The 15,807-nt window shown below is 65.1% G+C and carries 15 protein-coding genes; 2 read left to right on the top strand and 13 right to left on the bottom strand.

Features of this window, described 5'->3' with window-relative positions:
• Nucleotides 1-53: 53 nt before the first annotated feature.
• The 10 genes from NLN62_RS16660 to proB all read right to left on the bottom strand — a co-directional run bounded on the left by NLN62_RS16660 (nucleotide 54) and on the right by proB (nucleotide 10,039).
• The gene (locus NLN62_RS16660; protein ID WP_027523564.1) at nucleotides 54-554 is read right to left on the bottom strand and encodes an RNA pyrophosphohydrolase; all 501 of its coding nucleotides are present in this window, start codon (nucleotides 552-554) and stop codon (nucleotides 54-56) included.
• Between the two features lie 196 nt (nucleotides 555-750).
• Nucleotides 751-1,257, bottom strand: coding sequence for an RNA pyrophosphohydrolase (locus NLN62_RS16655; RefSeq protein WP_027523565.1), 507 nt, complete (start codon nucleotides 1,255-1,257; stop codon nucleotides 751-753).
• Nucleotides 1,258-1,328: 71 nt separating this feature from the next.
• Nucleotides 1,329-2,540, bottom strand: coding sequence for a divergent polysaccharide deacetylase family protein (locus NLN62_RS16650; RefSeq protein ID WP_254109470.1), 1,212 nt, complete (start codon nucleotides 2,538-2,540; stop codon nucleotides 1,329-1,331).
• 144 nt (nucleotides 2,541-2,684) lie between these two features.
• Nucleotides 2,685-4,040: a S41 family peptidase gene (locus tag NLN62_RS16645; RefSeq protein WP_027523567.1), complete on the bottom strand. Its 1,356-nt coding sequence runs from the start codon at nucleotides 4,038-4,040 to the stop codon at nucleotides 2,685-2,687.
• On the bottom strand, nucleotides 4,037-5,356 hold the full coding sequence (locus NLN62_RS16640; protein ID WP_027523568.1) for a murein hydrolase activator EnvC: 1,320 nt from the start codon (nucleotides 5,354-5,356) through the stop codon (nucleotides 4,037-4,039). Before NLN62_RS16640 ends, NLN62_RS16645 begins: the two co-directional genes overlap by 4 nt.
• Nucleotides 5,357-5,388: 32 nt before the next feature.
• Nucleotides 5,389-5,871, bottom strand: a complete 483-nt coding sequence (rlmH, locus tag NLN62_RS16635; protein WP_027523569.1) for a 23S rRNA (pseudouridine(1915)-N(3))-methyltransferase RlmH — start codon at nucleotides 5,869-5,871, stop codon at nucleotides 5,389-5,391.
• A 124-nt stretch (nucleotides 5,872-5,995) separates the two neighbouring features.
• Nucleotides 5,996-6,352 carry a ribosome silencing factor gene (rsfS, locus tag NLN62_RS16630; protein WP_027523570.1) on the bottom strand — a complete coding sequence of 119 codons (357 nt, stop codon included), beginning with the start codon at nucleotides 6,350-6,352 and terminating at the stop codon, nucleotides 5,996-5,998.
• 208 nt (nucleotides 6,353-6,560) lie between these two features.
• Nucleotides 6,561-7,205 carry a nicotinate-nucleotide adenylyltransferase gene (locus tag NLN62_RS16625; protein ID WP_027523571.1) on the bottom strand — a complete coding sequence of 215 codons (645 nt, stop codon included), beginning with the start codon at nucleotides 7,203-7,205 and terminating at the stop codon, nucleotides 6,561-6,563.
• A gap of 16 nt (nucleotides 7,206-7,221) precedes the next feature.
• On the bottom strand, nucleotides 7,222-8,517 hold the full coding sequence (locus NLN62_RS16620; RefSeq protein ID WP_027523572.1) for a glutamate-5-semialdehyde dehydrogenase: 1,296 nt from the start codon (nucleotides 8,515-8,517) through the stop codon (nucleotides 7,222-7,224).
• 400 nt (nucleotides 8,518-8,917) lie between these two features.
• Entirely contained in the window at nucleotides 8,918-10,039 is a 1,122-nt protein-coding gene (gene proB, locus NLN62_RS16615) for a glutamate 5-kinase (RefSeq protein ID WP_027523573.1), read from the bottom strand.
• Between the two features lie 198 nt (nucleotides 10,040-10,237).
• Between proB and NLN62_RS16610 the strand changes: the two genes are divergently transcribed.
• Nucleotides 10,238-11,203, top strand: a complete 966-nt coding sequence (locus tag NLN62_RS16610; RefSeq protein ID WP_027523574.1) for a Bug family tripartite tricarboxylate transporter substrate binding protein — start codon at nucleotides 10,238-10,240, stop codon at nucleotides 11,201-11,203.
• A gap of 51 nt (nucleotides 11,204-11,254) precedes the next feature.
• Here the strand turns inward: NLN62_RS16610 and NLN62_RS16605 are convergent, their stop codons facing one another.
• From NLN62_RS16605 to NLN62_RS16595, 3 genes are all read right to left on the bottom strand, one after another.
• Complete coding sequence (locus NLN62_RS16605; RefSeq protein WP_254109469.1) at nucleotides 11,255-12,886, bottom strand: alkaline phosphatase family protein; 1,632 nt, start codon at nucleotides 12,884-12,886, stop codon at nucleotides 11,255-11,257.
• A 107-nt stretch (nucleotides 12,887-12,993) separates the two neighbouring features.
• Nucleotides 12,994-14,034 (bottom strand): GTPase ObgE, encoded by a 1,041-nt coding sequence (obgE, locus tag NLN62_RS16600; RefSeq protein WP_027523576.1) that lies wholly within the window; start codon nucleotides 14,032-14,034, stop codon nucleotides 12,994-12,996.
• A 100-nt stretch (nucleotides 14,035-14,134) separates the two neighbouring features.
• Nucleotides 14,135-14,614 (bottom strand): MaoC family dehydratase, encoded by a 480-nt coding sequence (locus NLN62_RS16595; RefSeq protein WP_254109467.1) that lies wholly within the window; start codon nucleotides 14,612-14,614, stop codon nucleotides 14,135-14,137.
• A 255-nt stretch (nucleotides 14,615-14,869) separates the two neighbouring features.
• On the opposite strand from NLN62_RS16595, the gene NLN62_RS16590 reads away from it, so the two are divergent.
• Complete coding sequence (locus NLN62_RS16590; protein ID WP_027523577.1) at nucleotides 14,870-15,784, top strand: DMT family transporter; 915 nt, start codon at nucleotides 14,870-14,872, stop codon at nucleotides 15,782-15,784.
• Nucleotides 15,785-15,807: the final 23 nt, after the last annotated feature.

The following is a 15,807-nucleotide window of genomic DNA, read 5'->3' as shown; positions in this document are numbered from 1 at the left end:
GCGCATCGCGCCGGCAGTTGCCGGCTACTTTGCATGGGGCTGTTTTTCGACTCTTAGGTTCCGAACGGCGCGAACTGCTGCGCCACCGCGCGATAGACCTCGCGGCGGAATGGCACCACCAGATCGGCGACACGGTCGAGACGCTCCCAGCGCCAGGCATCGAACTCAGCGGGCTGGTCGTTGCGCGGCGTCAGCGGATCGATCTCCTCGTCACGCCCCGTGAAGCGCAGCGCGAACCATTTTTGGCGCTGGCCGCGGAATTTCGCCAGGCGATGCGTTTGCGGTCCGTCATAGGGAGGAAATTCATAGGTGAACCAGTCGGTCTCGCCGAGATACTCGGCACTCTTGACGCTGGTCTCTTCCCAGAGCTCGCGCATGGCGGCATCGCGCAGGTCCTCGCCTTCGTCGACGCCGCCCTGCGGCATCTGCCAGTCCAGTCCCGGCAGGATGATCTCGGGGCCGTCACCCCGGAAGCGATGGCCAATCAGCACCAGGCCGCCGGCATTGAACAGCGCGATCCCGACATTGGGACGATAGGGCTTTTGATCGGGCACCAACTTCTCTCTTCGTCATTCCGGGGCGCGCGAAGCGCGAGCCCGGAATCCTTAACCACAGGCCGTTACCGGTTGAAAGGTCGTGGTTGATATCTGCCGCACCAACTACCGCCTCTGGTTGTGGATCCCCGCCCCAGTGCGCAATTGCGCACAAGGCGGGGATGATCCCGGAGAGGGCGGCGGCGACTCCGCTCTGTCAGCTCGCCGCGAGCGCGGCAAATTCCTGCACCACGCGATCATAGACCGGGCGCTTGAAGGGAATGATCAGCGAGGAAAGATTCTTCATCGGCTCCCAGCGCCAGGTGACGAATTCCGCCTTGTGACCGCCGCCGCCGGGGTTGGCGACGTCGATCTCGCTGTCCTTGCCCGTGAAGCGCATGGCGTACCATTTCTGGCGCTGGCCGCGGTAACGGCCCTTCCAGGCGCGGCCCGCGACGGTACGCGGAATGTCGTAGGTGAGCCAGTCGGCGACCTCGCCGAGCCGTTCCACCGAGCGCACGCTGGTTTCCTCGTAAAGCTCGCGCATGGCGGCTTCCCAGGTATCTTCACCGGGATCGACGCCACCTTGCGGCATCTGCCAGACATGGGTCTCGTCGACATGCTCGATGCCGCCGGCGCGGCGCCCGATGAAGACCAGTCCGTCCTTGTTGAGCAGCATCACCCCAACGCAGGTCCGGTAGGGCAGGTCCTCGTAACGCGTCATTCCGCCAAACCTCTCACCACTCGTGGCCGACCCTTTCGTCCCCATGGGACCTGCCGTACCAATCCGTTGATTCAGCTGGATTTTGATTTCAACATCGCGGTTGTCAATGGCACCAGCAGGACACCGCGGTCGGGCAGCGTCTTGATCCAGGTACCTAACCGCTCGATCGAGACGGGCAGGGCGGAGGCGGTGCCGATGGCGACGCCGCGCTCGCGGGCGATGGATTCGAGCTTGTTGAGGGCGCGGTCGATTTCGGCGCCGGTCGGTACCGCATCGATCGCGATATCGCCCTTGCCGAACGGCATGGCCTGGCTTGCGGCGGCCTGGGGCGCGACGCTGCGCGGCGAGGAACCGTCGTCGAAGAAGCCGAGCCCGCGCTTGGCGGCCTCACGCACGATCGGCTGCATCGCCGCGTCGGTGGCGATGAAGCGGGCGCCCATGAAATTGGCGAGCCCGGCATAGCCCTGCATCCGGCTCAAATGCCAGTACAGCCGGTCCATGTTCTGGTCGGTGCTCAACGAAGTGAGCAGGGTCTGCGGGCCCGGATCATTGTCGGGGAAGTCGTAGGGCTCCATCGGGATCTGGAGGAAGATCTCGTGGTGCTGGGCGCGGGCGCGCTCGGCGAGCTTGCCGGGATCGGCGCCATAGGGTGTGAAGGCCAGCGTCACCGCGCCCGGCAGTTTCATGATCGCATCGGCGGTCTTGGCGGCACCGACGCCGAGCCCGCCGATGACGATCGCGACAATGGGCGTCTTTGCCGCCTTGGCGCGGTCGGCTTCCGCCGCATAGACCGTGAATGGCTTCAGGTCCGCGGCTGCGACCGGGATCATGCCGTAACGCGACTTCTCGAGCAGCCGCTGGTCGACCCCGGACATGATGGCGGGCGCGGCGGCTGCCGGATCGCCCTTGTCGGCAGCCTCGCCGCCGCTGCCGATCATGACGTCATGGCGGGCGCCGCTGGAGCCGTCAATGATGGTGACGGTCTTCTGGTCGCCGGGCGCGGCCTGCTTTGGCGCCGCCTTGGTCTCATGGCCCGAATTTTCGGGCGCCGCGGTTGCCGGCTTGTCCTCGGCGGCCTTCTGCTCGCGGATGGCAACGCGCGTGATCGGCTCGCCGCCGAGCGGGTCCTTGTTGAAGATGGCAAAGCCGGCAAAGGTCGCGAGGAACAGGAGAAGCAGGACGGCGATCACCTGCAATCCCGTGAACGGCAACCGCAGCCGGCGTTTCCGCCGCGGCGTGTCCCGTCCGAGCGGAGCACTCAGATCATCGGCCGTTTCAGTCATGCGCATCCCGAATCACTCGGCAATGACGATAACACGACGTGGTCAAGCGGCGGCAGGCCGTGGGTCTACCGGGGTAAAGCTTCCCAGCAAAAAAGGGCGGCTCCGTGAGCCGCCCTTTTGAAACGTCTAGGTTGCCGCGTGACGTCAGTTCGCCGCTTTGGGCTTGTCGGCCGCTGCCTTGTTGTCTCCCGGCGCTGGCGCCGCTGAGGCGCTGTTCTTGATGCCGTGCAGGAGATCGTCGGCCATCTTGAGCGCCTTGTCGTCCTTGGCATCCGGCGGAACGTAGGACTGCGAGCCGGTCTTCTCGTCGCCATCGTTCTTGAGGTGCCCGCGCAGCGAGGCCTCGCCCTTGGTGTCGGTACGAGACTTCAACTCGTCCGGCACGTCCTGGAGCACTTCGATGTCGGGCACGATGCCCTTGGCCTGGATCGACTTGCCCGACGGCGTGTAGTAGCGCGCCGTGGTCAGCCGCAGCGCGCCATTGCCGCTGCCGAGCGGAATGATGGTCTGCACCGAGCCCTTGCCGAACGAGCGCGTGCCGACGATGGTCGCGCGCTTGTGGTCCTGCAATGCACCGGCGACGATTTCCGAGGCCGAAGCCGAGCCGCCGTTGACCAGCACGATCACCGGCTTGCCCTTGGTCAGGTCGCCCGGATGGGCGGAGCGGCGCTGGGTCTCCTCGGCATTGCGGCCGCGGGTCGACACGATCTCGCCGCGCTCCAGGAAGGAGTCCGACACTGTGACTGCTTCTTCAAGAAGGCCGCCGGGATTGTTGCGGAGGTCGATGACGTAGCCCTTCAGCTTGTCGCCGATCTGGTTCGAGAGATTGGCGATCTCCTTCTTCAGGCCTTCGGTGGTCTGCTCGTTGAAGGTGGTGATGCGGATATAGGCGATGTCGTCGGCTTCGACGCGGGCGCGCACCGAGCGGACGCGGATGTTGTCGCGCACCAGGGTGACGTCGATCGGATTGTCGACGCCCTTGCGGATGATCTTGAGCTTGATCTTGGTGTTGACGGGGCCGCGCATCTTCTCGACCGCCTGGTTCAGGGTCAGGCCCTGCACCGCCTCGTCGTCGAGATTGGTGATGATGTCGTTGGCCATGACACCGGCGCGCGAGGCCGGGGTGTCGTCGATCGGCGAGACCACCTTGATCAGGCCGTCCTCCATGGTGACCTCGATGCCGAGGCCGCCGAACTCGCCGCGGGTCTGCACCTGCATGTCACGGAAGCTCTTGGCGTCCATGTAGCTTGAGTGCGGATCGAGGCCGGAGAGCATGCCGGAGATCGCCGATTCGATCAGCTTGGTGTCGTCGGGCTTCTCGACATAGTCGGAGCGCACGCGCTCGAACACGTCGCCGAAAAGGTTGAGCTGGCGATACGTGTCCGCGGTCGCGGCGCGCGCGCTCGAACCCATGAACACCGCGCGCGGCTGGGTCACGAACAGCGTCAGCGCCGCGCCGGTGGCCGCGCTGAGGAGGATAACTGAAGTCTTGCGCATCATCCGCGAACCTTCTCGCCTTCATTTGCGGCCCACCATGGGCCTGGATCGATTGGAGTGCCGTCTTTGCGGAACTCGACATAGAGCACGGGTTGACTCGCATTGGTGGCGAAAATGGAGGCGACTTGGGATGTCGACCCCATGATCGCGACCGGCTCCCCCGTGAGCACAAACTGTCCGATGTTTACCGAAATGCGCTCCATCCCGGCGATCAGGACATGATACCCGCCCCCCGCGTTAAGGATCAAGAGTTGTCCATAGCTGCGGAAGGGCCCGGAGTAGACCACCCAGCCGTCACACGGTGTCGTGACCTGGGAGCCGGGCCGACTTGCCAAGGAAATGCCCTTTTGGACGCCGCCGACGCCGTCGGAACCGCCAAAATCCCTGATCTTGGTACCGTTGACGGGCAGCGGCAGCAGACCCTTGGCCGAGGCGAAGGCGATTGCCGGGCTGGTCCGGGAACGGTCCTTGAAGGCGGCCGGCCCCGGCTTGGCGTTGGCGGCCGCCTTCGCCTCGGCCTGCTTTGCGGCCTCGGCTGCCTTGGCGGCGCTTTGCAGGTCCTGCTCCATCTTGGCGATCAGGCCCTGGAGGTCGCCCACCTGCCTGGAGAGCGCGATCGCGCGCGCATTTTCGGCGTCGAGGTCCTTTTCCCGCGAGGCCTGCTGGCGCTGCCGCTCGTCGACGAGGGCTGCAAGCCGCGTCTGGTCGTTGCGGACCTTGTCGCGGTCGGCGGCGAGCTGGTCGCGCTCGGTTGCGATGTTCTTGCGCAGGGCCACGAGCTCGGCGAGCTCACTTGCGATCTTTTCCGCGCGACCACGCAGTTCCGGAACCAGGGCGCCGAGCAGCATGGCCGTGCGCAACGATTGCAGCGCATCCTCGGGCCGCACCAAAAGCGCGGGCGGCGTCCGCCGGCCGGCGCGCTGGAGCGCGGCCAGGACCTCGACGATGTCGGCACGCCGCGAATTGAGCGAATTGCGCATCTCCTGCTCGCGCCCGCTCAGCGCGGTCAGCCGTGATTCGGCCTCGCCGATTTTGGTTTCGACGCCGCGCACGTTGGCGGCGGTGTCGATCAGTTGCTGGTTGAGCTGGGTGCGGTCCTGGCCGAGCGAGGCGATCTCGGCCTTCAGCTTGGCCTGCGCCTCCTCGCCGCTCTTTTGCCGTTGCCGCGCGGCTTCGAGCTCCTGCTCGCGCTGCTTGATCGCATCCGCCGAGATCGCGGCGGTCTGCGGCGCAGGCGATGCCGTCTGCGCGGCCGCCGGCGCAAGATGGCTGCCGGCAAAGCCCGCGATCAGCAACAGGTTGAGAAACTGAGCCCGCATCGCGTCGGAAAAGGTGCTCGTTGTGGCGCGAATCACGCGCGATGATAGGGATGGCCGGCCAGGATGGTTGCGGCCCGATAAAGCTGTTCCAGAAGCATGACGCGAACCATCTGGTGCGGCCAGGTCGCCGCGCCGAACGCGATCACGAGCTTGGCCTTACGGCGCAATTCGGGCGAAAGTCCGTCCGCCCCGCCGATGATGAATATTGTATGCGCGCTACCTTGGTCGCGCCAGCGGCCGAGATTCCGTGCAAATACGGTCGAATCGAGATTTTGCCCGCGCTCGTCGAGCGCCACGATCACTGACTTGTCGGGAATGTGCGAACCGATTGCCGCGGCCTCTTCGGCCATGCGGGTCGCAGTGTCGCGCGCGCGGCTTTCCGGAATTTCATGGACGGTCAGCTCGCGAAACCCGAGCTTGCGGCCGACCTCGTCGAACCGCTCGAAATAACGATCGGCAAGCTCCCGTTCGGGGCCCTGCTTCAGCCGGCCAACCGCAATGACAGCAACACGCATGACGTCTTTAGAACCGCGTCTTTAGAACCGCGTCTTGAGAGCCGCGTGTTCAACCCGCGCACACCACGCGCGCGCACGACGCTAGCATGCGCCTCAGCCGATTCGAAATCGGCCTCTTCAGCCTCTAGATCGCCTTCGCCGCCCCAGGGCCCTGCGTGTACAATCTCTCGAGATTGTAGAACTCACGGACCTCGGGTCTGAACACGTGCACGATCACATCGCCGGAATCGATCAGCACCCAGTCGCAATTGGGCAAGCCCTCGACATGGATGTTCTTGATGCCGGTTTCCTTGAGGCTCTTCGTGACGTTTTCCGCGATCGCGCCAACGTGCCGGTTGGCCCGGCCCGTGGTGACGATCATGTAGTCGGAGTACGCCGATTTGCCGCGAAGGTCGATGGTGACCGTCTCTTCCGCCTTCATATCCTCGAGGCGGGAGAGGATCAGGCTCAGCGTCTTGTCGGCGTCGGGTTGCGCCTTCAAGGCCGCAGCTTGGGTCGATGTTTTACGCGTAGGCTTAGCAACCTTGGGTAAAACAGACTTGGACAATACAGATGTGGTCAGGGACCATTCCTTTCACTGTATCGCGAACGCCGAATCCGACGCTCACTGGCTACACTACATCATGTGGGGTTAAGGGTTTCAATATGCCAGAGCGTGTTCCCCCCCACGAGCTGCCTCACGCAATGCCTCATTTGGCCGCCTTCCAGCTCCCGTCCGGGTTCCGCAAGGTTGTCGAGGACAGGCTGAGCTTCAGCCCGGTGAGGAAGACCCATGCCGGCGCCGGCCGATCCGCAAGACGCGCTGCCTCATTCTCCGGCAACCGGTAACGGGCGAGTGCCCGGGCGGCGGGCGAGGCGAGGGCGCGAAAGCTTTGCGGCGGGCGGTCGATGACCGCCATCGGCACCTGGGCCGCGATGCGCTGCCAGTCCTGCCAGCGATGGAATTGCGCGAGGTTGTCGGCGCCCATGATCCAGACAAAGCGCAGGCCGCTTGCGCGGCGGCGCAAGAAGTTGATCGTGTCGATAGTGTAGCGCGTGCGGATGACGGATTCGAGACAGCTCACCTCGATGCGCGGATCGCCCGCGACCGCGCGCGCAGCCTTCATGCGCTCGCCGAGCGCCTGCAGCGCGCCGTTTTCCTTCAGCGGATTGCCCGGCGTCACCAGCCACCACACGCGATCGAGTTGCAATCGCGTGAGTGCGAAGCGGCTGATCGCGCGATGCGCGTGATGCGGCGGATTGAAGGAGCCGCCGAGCAGCCCGATGCGCATGCCATCGGTATAAGGCGGCAACGCTTGCGCCACGAAGCGCGGCACGACGAAATTGTTGCTCAATGCCCGCCCTGCGAGGTCACGGCCGCGTCTGTCCAGTGCCGTGGACGCGGTACTTGAAGCTCGTGAGCTGCTCGGCGCCGACCGGGCCGCGCGCATGGAATCGGCCGGTGGCGATGCCGATCTCGGCGCCAAAGCCGAACTCGCCGCCATCGGCGAATTGCGTCGAGGCGTTGTGCAGGACGATCGCGGAGTCCACTTCGCTCAGGAATTTTTTCGCGGCAGCTTCGTCCTTGCTGACGATGGCGTCGGTGTGGTGCGAGCCGTGGCGCTGGATATGCGCGATCGCGCCGTCGACGCCGTCCACGACCTTCGCCGCGATGATCGCGTCGAGATATTCGGTGTCCCAGTCGTCCTCGCTCGCAGCTTTGACGCGCGCATCAGTCGCCTGCACGGCATCGTCGCCGCGCACCTCGCAGCCGGCGTCGATCAGCAGGCCGATGAGCGGCTTCAGGCTCTTCGCCGCTCCCGCGCGATCGACCAGCAACGTCTCCGCCGCGCCGCAGACGCCGGTGCGGCGCATCTTGGCATTGAGCACGATCGATTTCGCCATCTCGAGATCGGCGCTGCCATCGACATAGACGTGGTTGACGCCTTCGAGATGCGCGAACACAGGCACGCGCGCCTCCGCCTCGACGCGCGCGACGAGGCTCTTTCCCCCGCGCGGCACGATCACGTCGATGGCGCCGTTCAGGCCCGCAAGCATCATGCCGACCGCGGCGCGGTCGCGCGTCGGCACCAGCGTGATCGCAGCTTCAGGCAGGCCGGCCTCACGCAGGCCCTGCACCAGGCATTCGTGGATCGCGCGGCAGGAGCGGAAACTGTCGGAGCCGCCGCGCAGGATCACGGCGTTGCCGGATTTCAGGCACAGCACGCCGGCATCGGCTGCGACATTGGGCCGGCTCTCGAAGATCACGCCGACGACGCCGAGCGGCACGCGAACGCGCTCGATGATCATGCCGTTCGGCCGCTGCCAGCTCTCGGTGACGACGCCGACGGGATCGGCAATGCCGCGCACGATGGCGATGCCCTCGGCCATCGCCTCGACGCGCGCAGGCGTCAGCGTGAGACGGTCGATGAAGGCGCCCGTGGCGTCGCTGCTGCTGCGGGCCTCGGCCACGTCCTCGGCATTGGCCGCGAGAATGGCCGCCGCGTTGTTACGGATCGCACGCTCCATGGCTTCCAGCGCCCGGTTCTTCTGCTCCGCCGGCGCCAGCGCCAGCACGCGCGCCGCAGCGCGGGCCCGGGCGGCGAGATCGGTCATCAGCGCCTGGAGATCGGCAGTGCCGTCGAGGGCTTTGAGGGGGGCGGCCATGGGAATTCAACCTTCTGCTAAGGCGGTGTCCTAGCACGGAAATCCCGCATTTGCGAAGGGCGGGGAGGGAATGGCTGATCTCTCCCGGGGCGCGGCAGCTGGGTCATTGGCCCAGTGAGGTAGATCCGAAAACCGAGGTAGGTCCGGCGATAGTCGTCAGTTTAGCTTCCGGATCGGAACGGGACAGATTGGCTCACCAGGTGCCAGCCACTCGAACACATACTCGCACGGTTCGGCGTCGCCTTCGGCATAGATCTCATGCTTAAGGGTCCACCCCAGACGAACGTATTGCTGTGCTATCTGCGCTGAATGAGCTTTTGCGAGTCTTGGCTGGGACATGCCGCTCTTGGCTCGTTGGGAGCCTTCCCGGTGGGAAAAAGCAATGAGGCCGCTTCGGCCCTTACCCGCCCACCACCAGATCATCGCGGTGGATCATCTCCGACCTCCCGCTGATGCCGAGGATGGCCATCACGTCGGGCGAGGAGCGACCCTTGATCCGCTCGGCATCGTCGGCATCATAGGCGATCAGGCCGCGGCCGATCTCGCGCATATCGGGGCCGCGCACGATCACGGCATCGCCGCGGGCGAACTGGCCCTCGACCTTGATCACGCCCGCCGGCAGCAGGCTGGCGCCGGCGCGAAGCGCGGCGACGGCGCCGGCGTCGATGGTCAGCGTGCCCTTCGGCTCCAGCGAGCCCGCGATCCAGCGCTTTCGCGAGGTCACGGGATTGGCCGGCGTCAGGAACCAGGTGCAGCGGCCGCCGTCGGCGATCGCCTGCAAGGGGTGCTCGATCTTGCCCGACGCAATCAGCATATGCGTGCCGCCGGTGGTCGCGATCTTCGCGGCCTCGACCTTGGTGCGCATGCCGCCGCGCGACAGTTCGGACTCGGCATCGCCTGCCACGGCCTCGATCTCCGAGGAGATGCTGTCGACCACCGGAATCAGCTTTGCGTTCGGATTGTTCTTCGGCGGCGCGTCGTAGAGACCGTCGATGTCCGACAACAGCACGAGCAGGTCGGCGCTCGCCATGGTCGCGACGCGCGCGGCGAGGCGGTCGTTGTCGCCATAGCGGATTTCGGTGGTCGCCACCGTGTCGTTCTCGTTGATGACGGGGATCGCGCGCCACTCCAGGAGCTTGCCGATGGTCGAGCGCGCGTTGAGATAGCGGCGGCGCTCCTCGGTGTCCTGCAGTGTCACCAGGATCTGCCCGGCGCCGATGCCGTGGGCCCCGAGCACCTCCGACCAGATCCGCGCCAGCGCGATCTGGCCGACGGCGGCCGCGGCCTGGCTCTCTTCCAGCTTAAGCGGGCCGCGCGGCAGCTTGAGCCGGCTGCGGCCGAGTGCGATCGAACCCGAGGAGACGATCAGGACGTCGCGTCCCTCGCAATGCAGCTTTGCGAGGTCGGCCGCAAGCGCCGCGAGCCAGGATGCGCGCACTTCGCCGGCATCGGAATCGACCAGCAGCGCCGAGCCGACCTTGACGACGATGCGGCGGAATTGACTGAGTTCGGGGTTGGCCATGGGCGCTTGGGGACGAATTTGCTCTGCATTGTAAGGCGGCGGAGCGAAAGGCGGCGCCGGTGAGGTCTGCTTTTGCAGCAGGACGATGGCCGGCGCAAGGCGGGGCTGCGGGTAACGGGGCTGCCGGTAAACAGCGTTAACGGCCTTGTCTGCCGCCGCGGCACCTGTCTAATGCGGCCGAATAGAGGGAGGGCACGTATGGATCGCCGCGACTTCATCGCCGGATGCCTCGGGCTGCCGCTGCTGTCGCAGGCGGGCCGGGCGCACGGCCAGGCCGGGCTGACCAAGATCATCTTCCCGTTCGCGGCGGGCGCCGGCGGCGACACGCTGTGTCGGCTGATCGCGCAGGAGATGGCGCCGGCGCTGCAGAAGACCATCGTCGTCGAGAACCGCACCGGCGGTGACGGCCTGATCGGCATCAAGGCGGTGAAGGGCGCCAATCCCGACGGCAGCATGGTGCTGGTGACGACGGGGCCCACCATGTACCTGCTGCCGATGGTGGAGACGACGCCGACCTTCGATGCGGCAAAGGATTTCATGCCGGTGTCGCTGCTGGCGCGCTTCGAGTTCGCGGTCGTGATTGGACCTGCGATCGCAGCCAGGAATTTCGGCGAGTTCGTCGCCTGGCTGAAGGCGAATCCGGACAAGGCGACGTTCGGCGTGCCCAGCAATGGCACCATCCCGCATTTCATGGGCTCCAGGCTGGAGAAGGATCTCGGCATTCCCTTGAGCCGTGTGCCCTATCGCGGCAGCGCGCCGATCCTCAACGACCTCGTCGGCGGCCACGTGCCGTTCGGCATCACGACGCTGGCCGACGCGCTTCCGCAGCATCGTGCCAAGGGCGTGACCATCATCGCCGTCTCGAGCGCAGAGCGTTCGCCGTTCGCGCCGGATGTTCCGACGCTGAAGGAGAGCGGCATCGATCTCGTCGCGGACGCCTGGTACGGCATGTGGCTTCCCGCCGGCAGCCCGCCAGAATTTGCGGCTAAGCTCAGTGCCGCCGCAGTTGCAGCGCTCGCAAAACCCGAGGTGAAGGAGAAGCTCACCGCGATCGGACTCATTCCGGTCGGCAGCACGGCGGAGGGGCTCACGCAGGAGCTCGCCGCCAACACCGCGTTCTGGCAGCCGATCGTGAAGGCGACAGGATACAAGATCGAGAATTGAGAGGCGCTGCCTCTTCTCCCTCTCCCCGTTCTTACGGGGAGAGGGAAGTAGTCACAGCTTCGCGCGCTGGGCGATGCCGTCGCGGATCGCGGTGAGTTCGGCTTCGTCCCAGATGCCGATCAGGAACCCGCCCTTCACCTGGAGCTGATTGTCGGCATAGGCCGCGATCTTCTCGGGGGGCGTGGTGATGTGACCGCTTGGATGCAACGCCCAGTCGAACAGCTCGGCCTGAAGCCTTGCGATGATGCCGGCGCATTCAGGATCGTCGCCGCGATCGACAAATTCTTCCGGATCGGTCTCGAGGTCGTACAGCATCGGGCGGAAGCCGGAGGCGTGGATGTATTTCCAGCGGCCGTCGAACACCATGAACAGGCGGCAGCGCTCGATCGGCTGGTTCAGCTTCAGCCGCACGTCCTGCATGGCGTAGTCGTATTCAGAGAACGCGACCTTGCGCCATTGCGGCTTCTCGCCGCGCAGCAGTGGCAAAAGCGAATGGCCCTCGAGGATGTGGCTGGGCACCTTGCCGCCGAAATAATCGACGAAGGTTGGCGCGAGATCGATGCCCTCGACGAGCGCATCGCACGTCGTGCCGCGCGTGGCGTCGGCTTCCTTCGAGGGATCGATCACGATCAGCGGAATTTTTGCTGACTGCTCGTGGAACAGGTCCTTCTCGCCCATCCAGTGATCGCCGAGATAATCGCCGTGATCTGACGTGAACACGATCATGGTGGTTTCCAGGAGGCCGCGCGCCTCCAGGAATTTCATCAGCACGCCCATCTGGTCGTCGATTTGCGTGATCAGGCCCATATAGGTCGGGATCACCTTCTCGCGGGCATCGTCGCGCGCCATGTTGCGTGAGTAGCGCATGTCCATGTAGGCGCCGAACACCGGATGCGGGTTTTGCCGCTCGCGCTCGGAGCGGATCGGCGGCAGCATGTCCGAGATCTTGTACATGCTGGCGTAGGGTTCTGGCGCGATATAGGGCCAGTGCGGCTTGATGTAGGACAGATGCAGGCACCAGGGCCGTCCGTCGCTCTCCGCCTCGGTGATGAAGTCCATCGCACGGCGCGTCATATAGGGCGTCTCGGAATGCTCGTCCGGCACGCGCGCGGCCTTGTCGGCATGCACCAGCAGCCAGCCGTTCTGCAACGACCCGTCGTCGGCAGCACCTGAATTCGCCCAATGCTCCCAGGGATTGGTCGCCTCGTAACCCTGCTTGCGCAGATACTCGTCGTATTTCGGACGCGGCCGGCCCGTCGGATGCAAGCCGTCGTCGCGCTCATAAGGCTCGAAGCCGCATTCGGCGACGTGCACGCCGATGGTCGATTCCGGCGGGATCCCGAGCATCTTCATGCCTTCGAGGTCGGGCGCCATATGGGTCTTGCCGACCAGCACATTGCGCACGCCGATCTTGCCCAGGTGATCGCCGAGCGTCGGCTCGCCGACGCGCAAGGGCCAGCCGTTCCAGTGCGAGCCGTGCGAGCGCATGTAGCGCCCGGTGTAGAACGACATCCGCGAGGGACCGCAGATCGGCGATTGCACATAGGCCTTGGAGAACAGCACGCCGCGCTTGGCCATGGCGTCGATGTTCGGCGTCTTCAGCGTCGGATGTCCGGTGCAGCCGAGATAGTCGTAGCGAAGCTGGTCGCACATGATCCAGAGAACGTTTTTCGCGCGCGACATGCTTTTCGCTCCACCGTTTCTTTATCTGCCGGATGCTGCGCTATCGATGGCGCGAAGACAACCTCTCCCCGTCGGGGAGAGGTGTTGCGAGAGCGCCGCCGCCCCCTTTAAGCCGACCAAGGCTCCGCTTCGGCCGCGCTCTTGGCCTTGCTGGAGACCGGGCTCTCGCCGATCACGTCGGCAAGTGCGCGCAGCGCTTCCTTGACGCCCTGGCCGGTGGCGCCGGAGAGCAGCAACGGCGTCTTCTTGGCGGCGCGCTTCAGGCGATCCTTCTGCTTCTTCAGTTCATCCGGCTCGACCGCGTCGATCTTGTTCAGCGCGACGATCTCGATCTTGTCGGTCAGCAGCCCGCCATAGGCATCAAGCTCCGTGCGCACCGTCTTGTAGGCCTTGCCCGCGTGCTCGCAGGTCGCGTCGACGAGATGCAGCAGCACGCGGCAGCGCTCGACATGGCCGAGGAAGCGGTCGCCGAGGCCTGCGCCTTCATGCGCGCCTTCGATCAGACCCGGAATATCCGCCAGCACGAACTCGCGGCCGTCGGCATTCACGACGCCGAGCTGCGGATGCAGCGTGGTGAAGGGATAGTCGGCGATCTTCGGCTTTGCCGCGCTGACCTTGGAGAGAAACGTCGACTTGCCGGCATTGGGGAGCCCGACCAGGCCGGCATCCGCGATCAGCTTCAGCCGCAACCAGATCCAGCGCTCCTCGCCGGGCTGGCCGGGATTGGCGTTGCGCGGCGCGCGATTGGTCGACGATTTGAAATGCGCATTGCCGAAGCCGCCATTGCCGCCCTCGGCGAGCACGAATTTTTCGCCGACCTTTGTGAAGTCGTGGATCAGCGTCTCGCGGTCCTCGTCGAAGATCTGCGTGCCCACCGGGACCTTCAGCACGATCGCCTTGCCGTTGGCGCCGTGGCGGTCGGAGCCCATGCCGTTCTCGCCCTTCTGGGCCTTGAAGTGCTGCTGATAGCGGTAGTCGATCAGCGTGTTGAGCCCGTCGGCGACCTCGATGACGACATTGCCGCCGCGGCCGCCATTGCCGCCGGAGGGGCCGCCGAATTCGATGAACTTCTCGCGGCGGAACGCCACGCAGCCGTTCCCGCCGTCACCGGAGCGGATATAGACCTTTGCTTCGTCGAGGAATTTCATGGGTCATAGGTAGGGCAGGGAAGCCAGCGCGGCAACCCGAACTTGTCCGGGAAGGAGCCGAAATTTAAGCGATTTTCGACCCTTGCTTAACCAGTTGACGTCACGCCGGGCGCAGCCGGATCAGGAATTTCTGCGTCCCCTCCAGCACCAGCTCCTTGCGCTGGTTGAACACGGTACTCGTCAGCGTCACGACGCCAGTCGAGCGTCCCGGCACCAGCTCGGTGACCTCGAGCGCGGGATAGATGGTGTCGTCGGCGTAGACGGGCTTGAGGAACCGGCTCGACTGCTCGAGGAAGCCGACGAGGGACTCCTCGACCATGAAGGGAAACAGGCCTGCGCCGGGCGCGGTGTGGATCAGCGTCTGGAAGCCGTGGGCGAGCAGGTTCGGCATGCCGCGGGCGCGGCAATATTCGACGTCATAGTGCACCGGATGAGTGTCGCCGCTCGCGGTCTGGAATGCGGCGAACACCGCCGAGGTCTGCGTGCGGCTCGGCAGCACGAAGCGTTCGCCGAGGACGAAATCCTCAAACCAGCGTTGCGCGGGGATCATGCGGTGCCGGGTCGGATCGAACGCGGTCATGACTGGTGCTCTCTTGCCAGAGATATCAATCGCTACCGCGATGCGAAGAGTGCGACAATACGTTCAATTCGTCTTGACCGGGCTTGTCTGGGCTCTCCATGCCTTTAAAACGGCCACAACTGACCTGTTCGCCAGCTCCTGGCGCGCTCTCCCCGTCATTGCGAGCGCAGCGAAGCAATCCAGACTGTCGCCGCGGAAGAATTCTGGATTGCTTCGCTGCGCTCGCAATGACGAGTTCCAAAAGCAAACTCTTCAATGCCTCTCTTCAAGAAACTCTCCGCCTATGACGAACGCTCGGCGCGGCTGGCCGGCATCGCGCTGATGGTGTTGTCGATCTTCCTGTTCTCGTTCGGCGATGCCATGGGCAAGTTCATCGTCGCGACCTATTCGGTGGGGCAGCTGCTGTTTCTGCGCGCCTGCGCGGCCTTGCTCGTGCTGGCGCCGTCGATCTGGCGGCAGCGTCACGAATTCACGCATCTGGAGCGGCCGTGGCTGCAGCTCTTCCGCGTGGTGCTCTCGACGCTGGAGGTGGCGGCCTTCTTCCTGGCGACGGTCTACCTGCCGCTCGCCGACGTCATCACCTATTATCTGGCAGGTCCCATCTTCGTCACCGCGCTGTCGGCGATCTTCTTGGGGGAGCAGGTCGGCTGGCGGCGCTGGACCGCGATCCTGATCGGCTTCTGCGGCGTCCTGATCGCGCTCCGCCCATCGGCGCAGACGGTGAGCCTGCCGGCGCTGATCGCGCTCGGCGGCAGCCTGTCGTTTGCGACGCTGATGCTGGTCACGCGGTCCTTGCGCGAGACGCCCGACATCGTGATGGCCTCCTCGCAGTTCGGCGGCACGTTCCTGCTCGGGCTCGCACTTTCAGTGTTTCACTGGGTGCCGCCGAGCACGGGCAGCCTCGTGCTGTTTGTGCTCGCCGGCTGCACCTCGGTCGCCGCGCTGCTGTGCGTCAACCGCTCGCTCAAACTCGCGCCCGCGAGCGTGGTGGTGCCCTATCAATATTCGATGATCGTCTGGGCCGTGATCTTCGGCTTCGTCGTGTTCGGCGACGTCCCCTCGATCGCCACCATCATCGGCGCCGCCATCATCATCGGCGCCGGCTTCTACATATACTTGCGCGAACGGGATTTGGGGCGGCAGGACACGCAGGTGAATCCACCTGTGTGAGATAGAGACGCAGAAAAATGTCG

The sequence above is a fragment of the Bradyrhizobium sp. CCGUVB23 genome, from assembly GCF_024199885.1.
Lineage (GTDB): Bacteria > Pseudomonadota > Alphaproteobacteria > Rhizobiales > Xanthobacteraceae > Bradyrhizobium.
The sequence above is the reverse complement of the archived record's forward strand: the minus strand, read 5'-3'. Positions and strand labels throughout refer to the sequence as shown.

Excerpts from the sequence above, each read along its gene's own strand:
- NLN62_RS16655 (WP_027523565.1), bottom strand. The coding sequence starts at position 1,257 with ATGACGCGTTACGAGGACCTGCCCTACCGGACCTGCGTTGGGGTGATG.
- NLN62_RS16650 (WP_254109470.1), bottom strand. The coding sequence starts at position 2,540 with ATGACTGAAACGGCCGATGATCTGAGTGCTCCGCTCGGACGGGACACG.
- NLN62_RS16645 (WP_027523567.1), bottom strand. The coding sequence starts at position 4,040 with ATGATGCGCAAGACTTCAGTTATCCTCCTCAGCGCGGCCACCGGCGCG.
- NLN62_RS16640 (WP_027523568.1), bottom strand. The coding sequence starts at position 5,356 with ATGCGGGCTCAGTTTCTCAACCTGTTGCTGATCGCGGGCTTTGCCGGC.
- rlmH (WP_027523569.1), bottom strand. The coding sequence starts at position 5,871 with ATGCGTGTTGCTGTCATTGCGGTTGGCCGGCTGAAGCAGGGCCCCGAA.
- NLN62_RS16620 (WP_027523572.1), bottom strand. The coding sequence starts at position 8,517 with ATGGCCGCCCCCCTCAAAGCCCTCGACGGCACTGCCGATCTCCAGGCG.
- proB (WP_027523573.1), bottom strand. The coding sequence starts at position 10,039 with ATGGCCAACCCCGAACTCAGTCAATTCCGCCGCATCGTCGTCAAGGTC.
- NLN62_RS16610 (WP_027523574.1), top strand. The coding sequence starts at position 10,238 with ATGGATCGCCGCGACTTCATCGCCGGATGCCTCGGGCTGCCGCTGCTG.
- NLN62_RS16605 (WP_254109469.1), bottom strand. The coding sequence starts at position 12,886 with ATGTCGCGCGCGAAAAACGTTCTCTGGATCATGTGCGACCAGCTTCGC.
- obgE (WP_027523576.1), bottom strand. The coding sequence starts at position 14,034 with ATGAAATTCCTCGACGAAGCAAAGGTCTATATCCGCTCCGGTGACGGC.
- NLN62_RS16595 (WP_254109467.1), bottom strand. The coding sequence starts at position 14,614 with ATGACCGCGTTCGATCCGACCCGGCACCGCATGATCCCCGCGCAACGC.
- NLN62_RS16590 (WP_027523577.1), top strand. The coding sequence starts at position 14,870 with ATGCCTCTCTTCAAGAAACTCTCCGCCTATGACGAACGCTCGGCGCGG.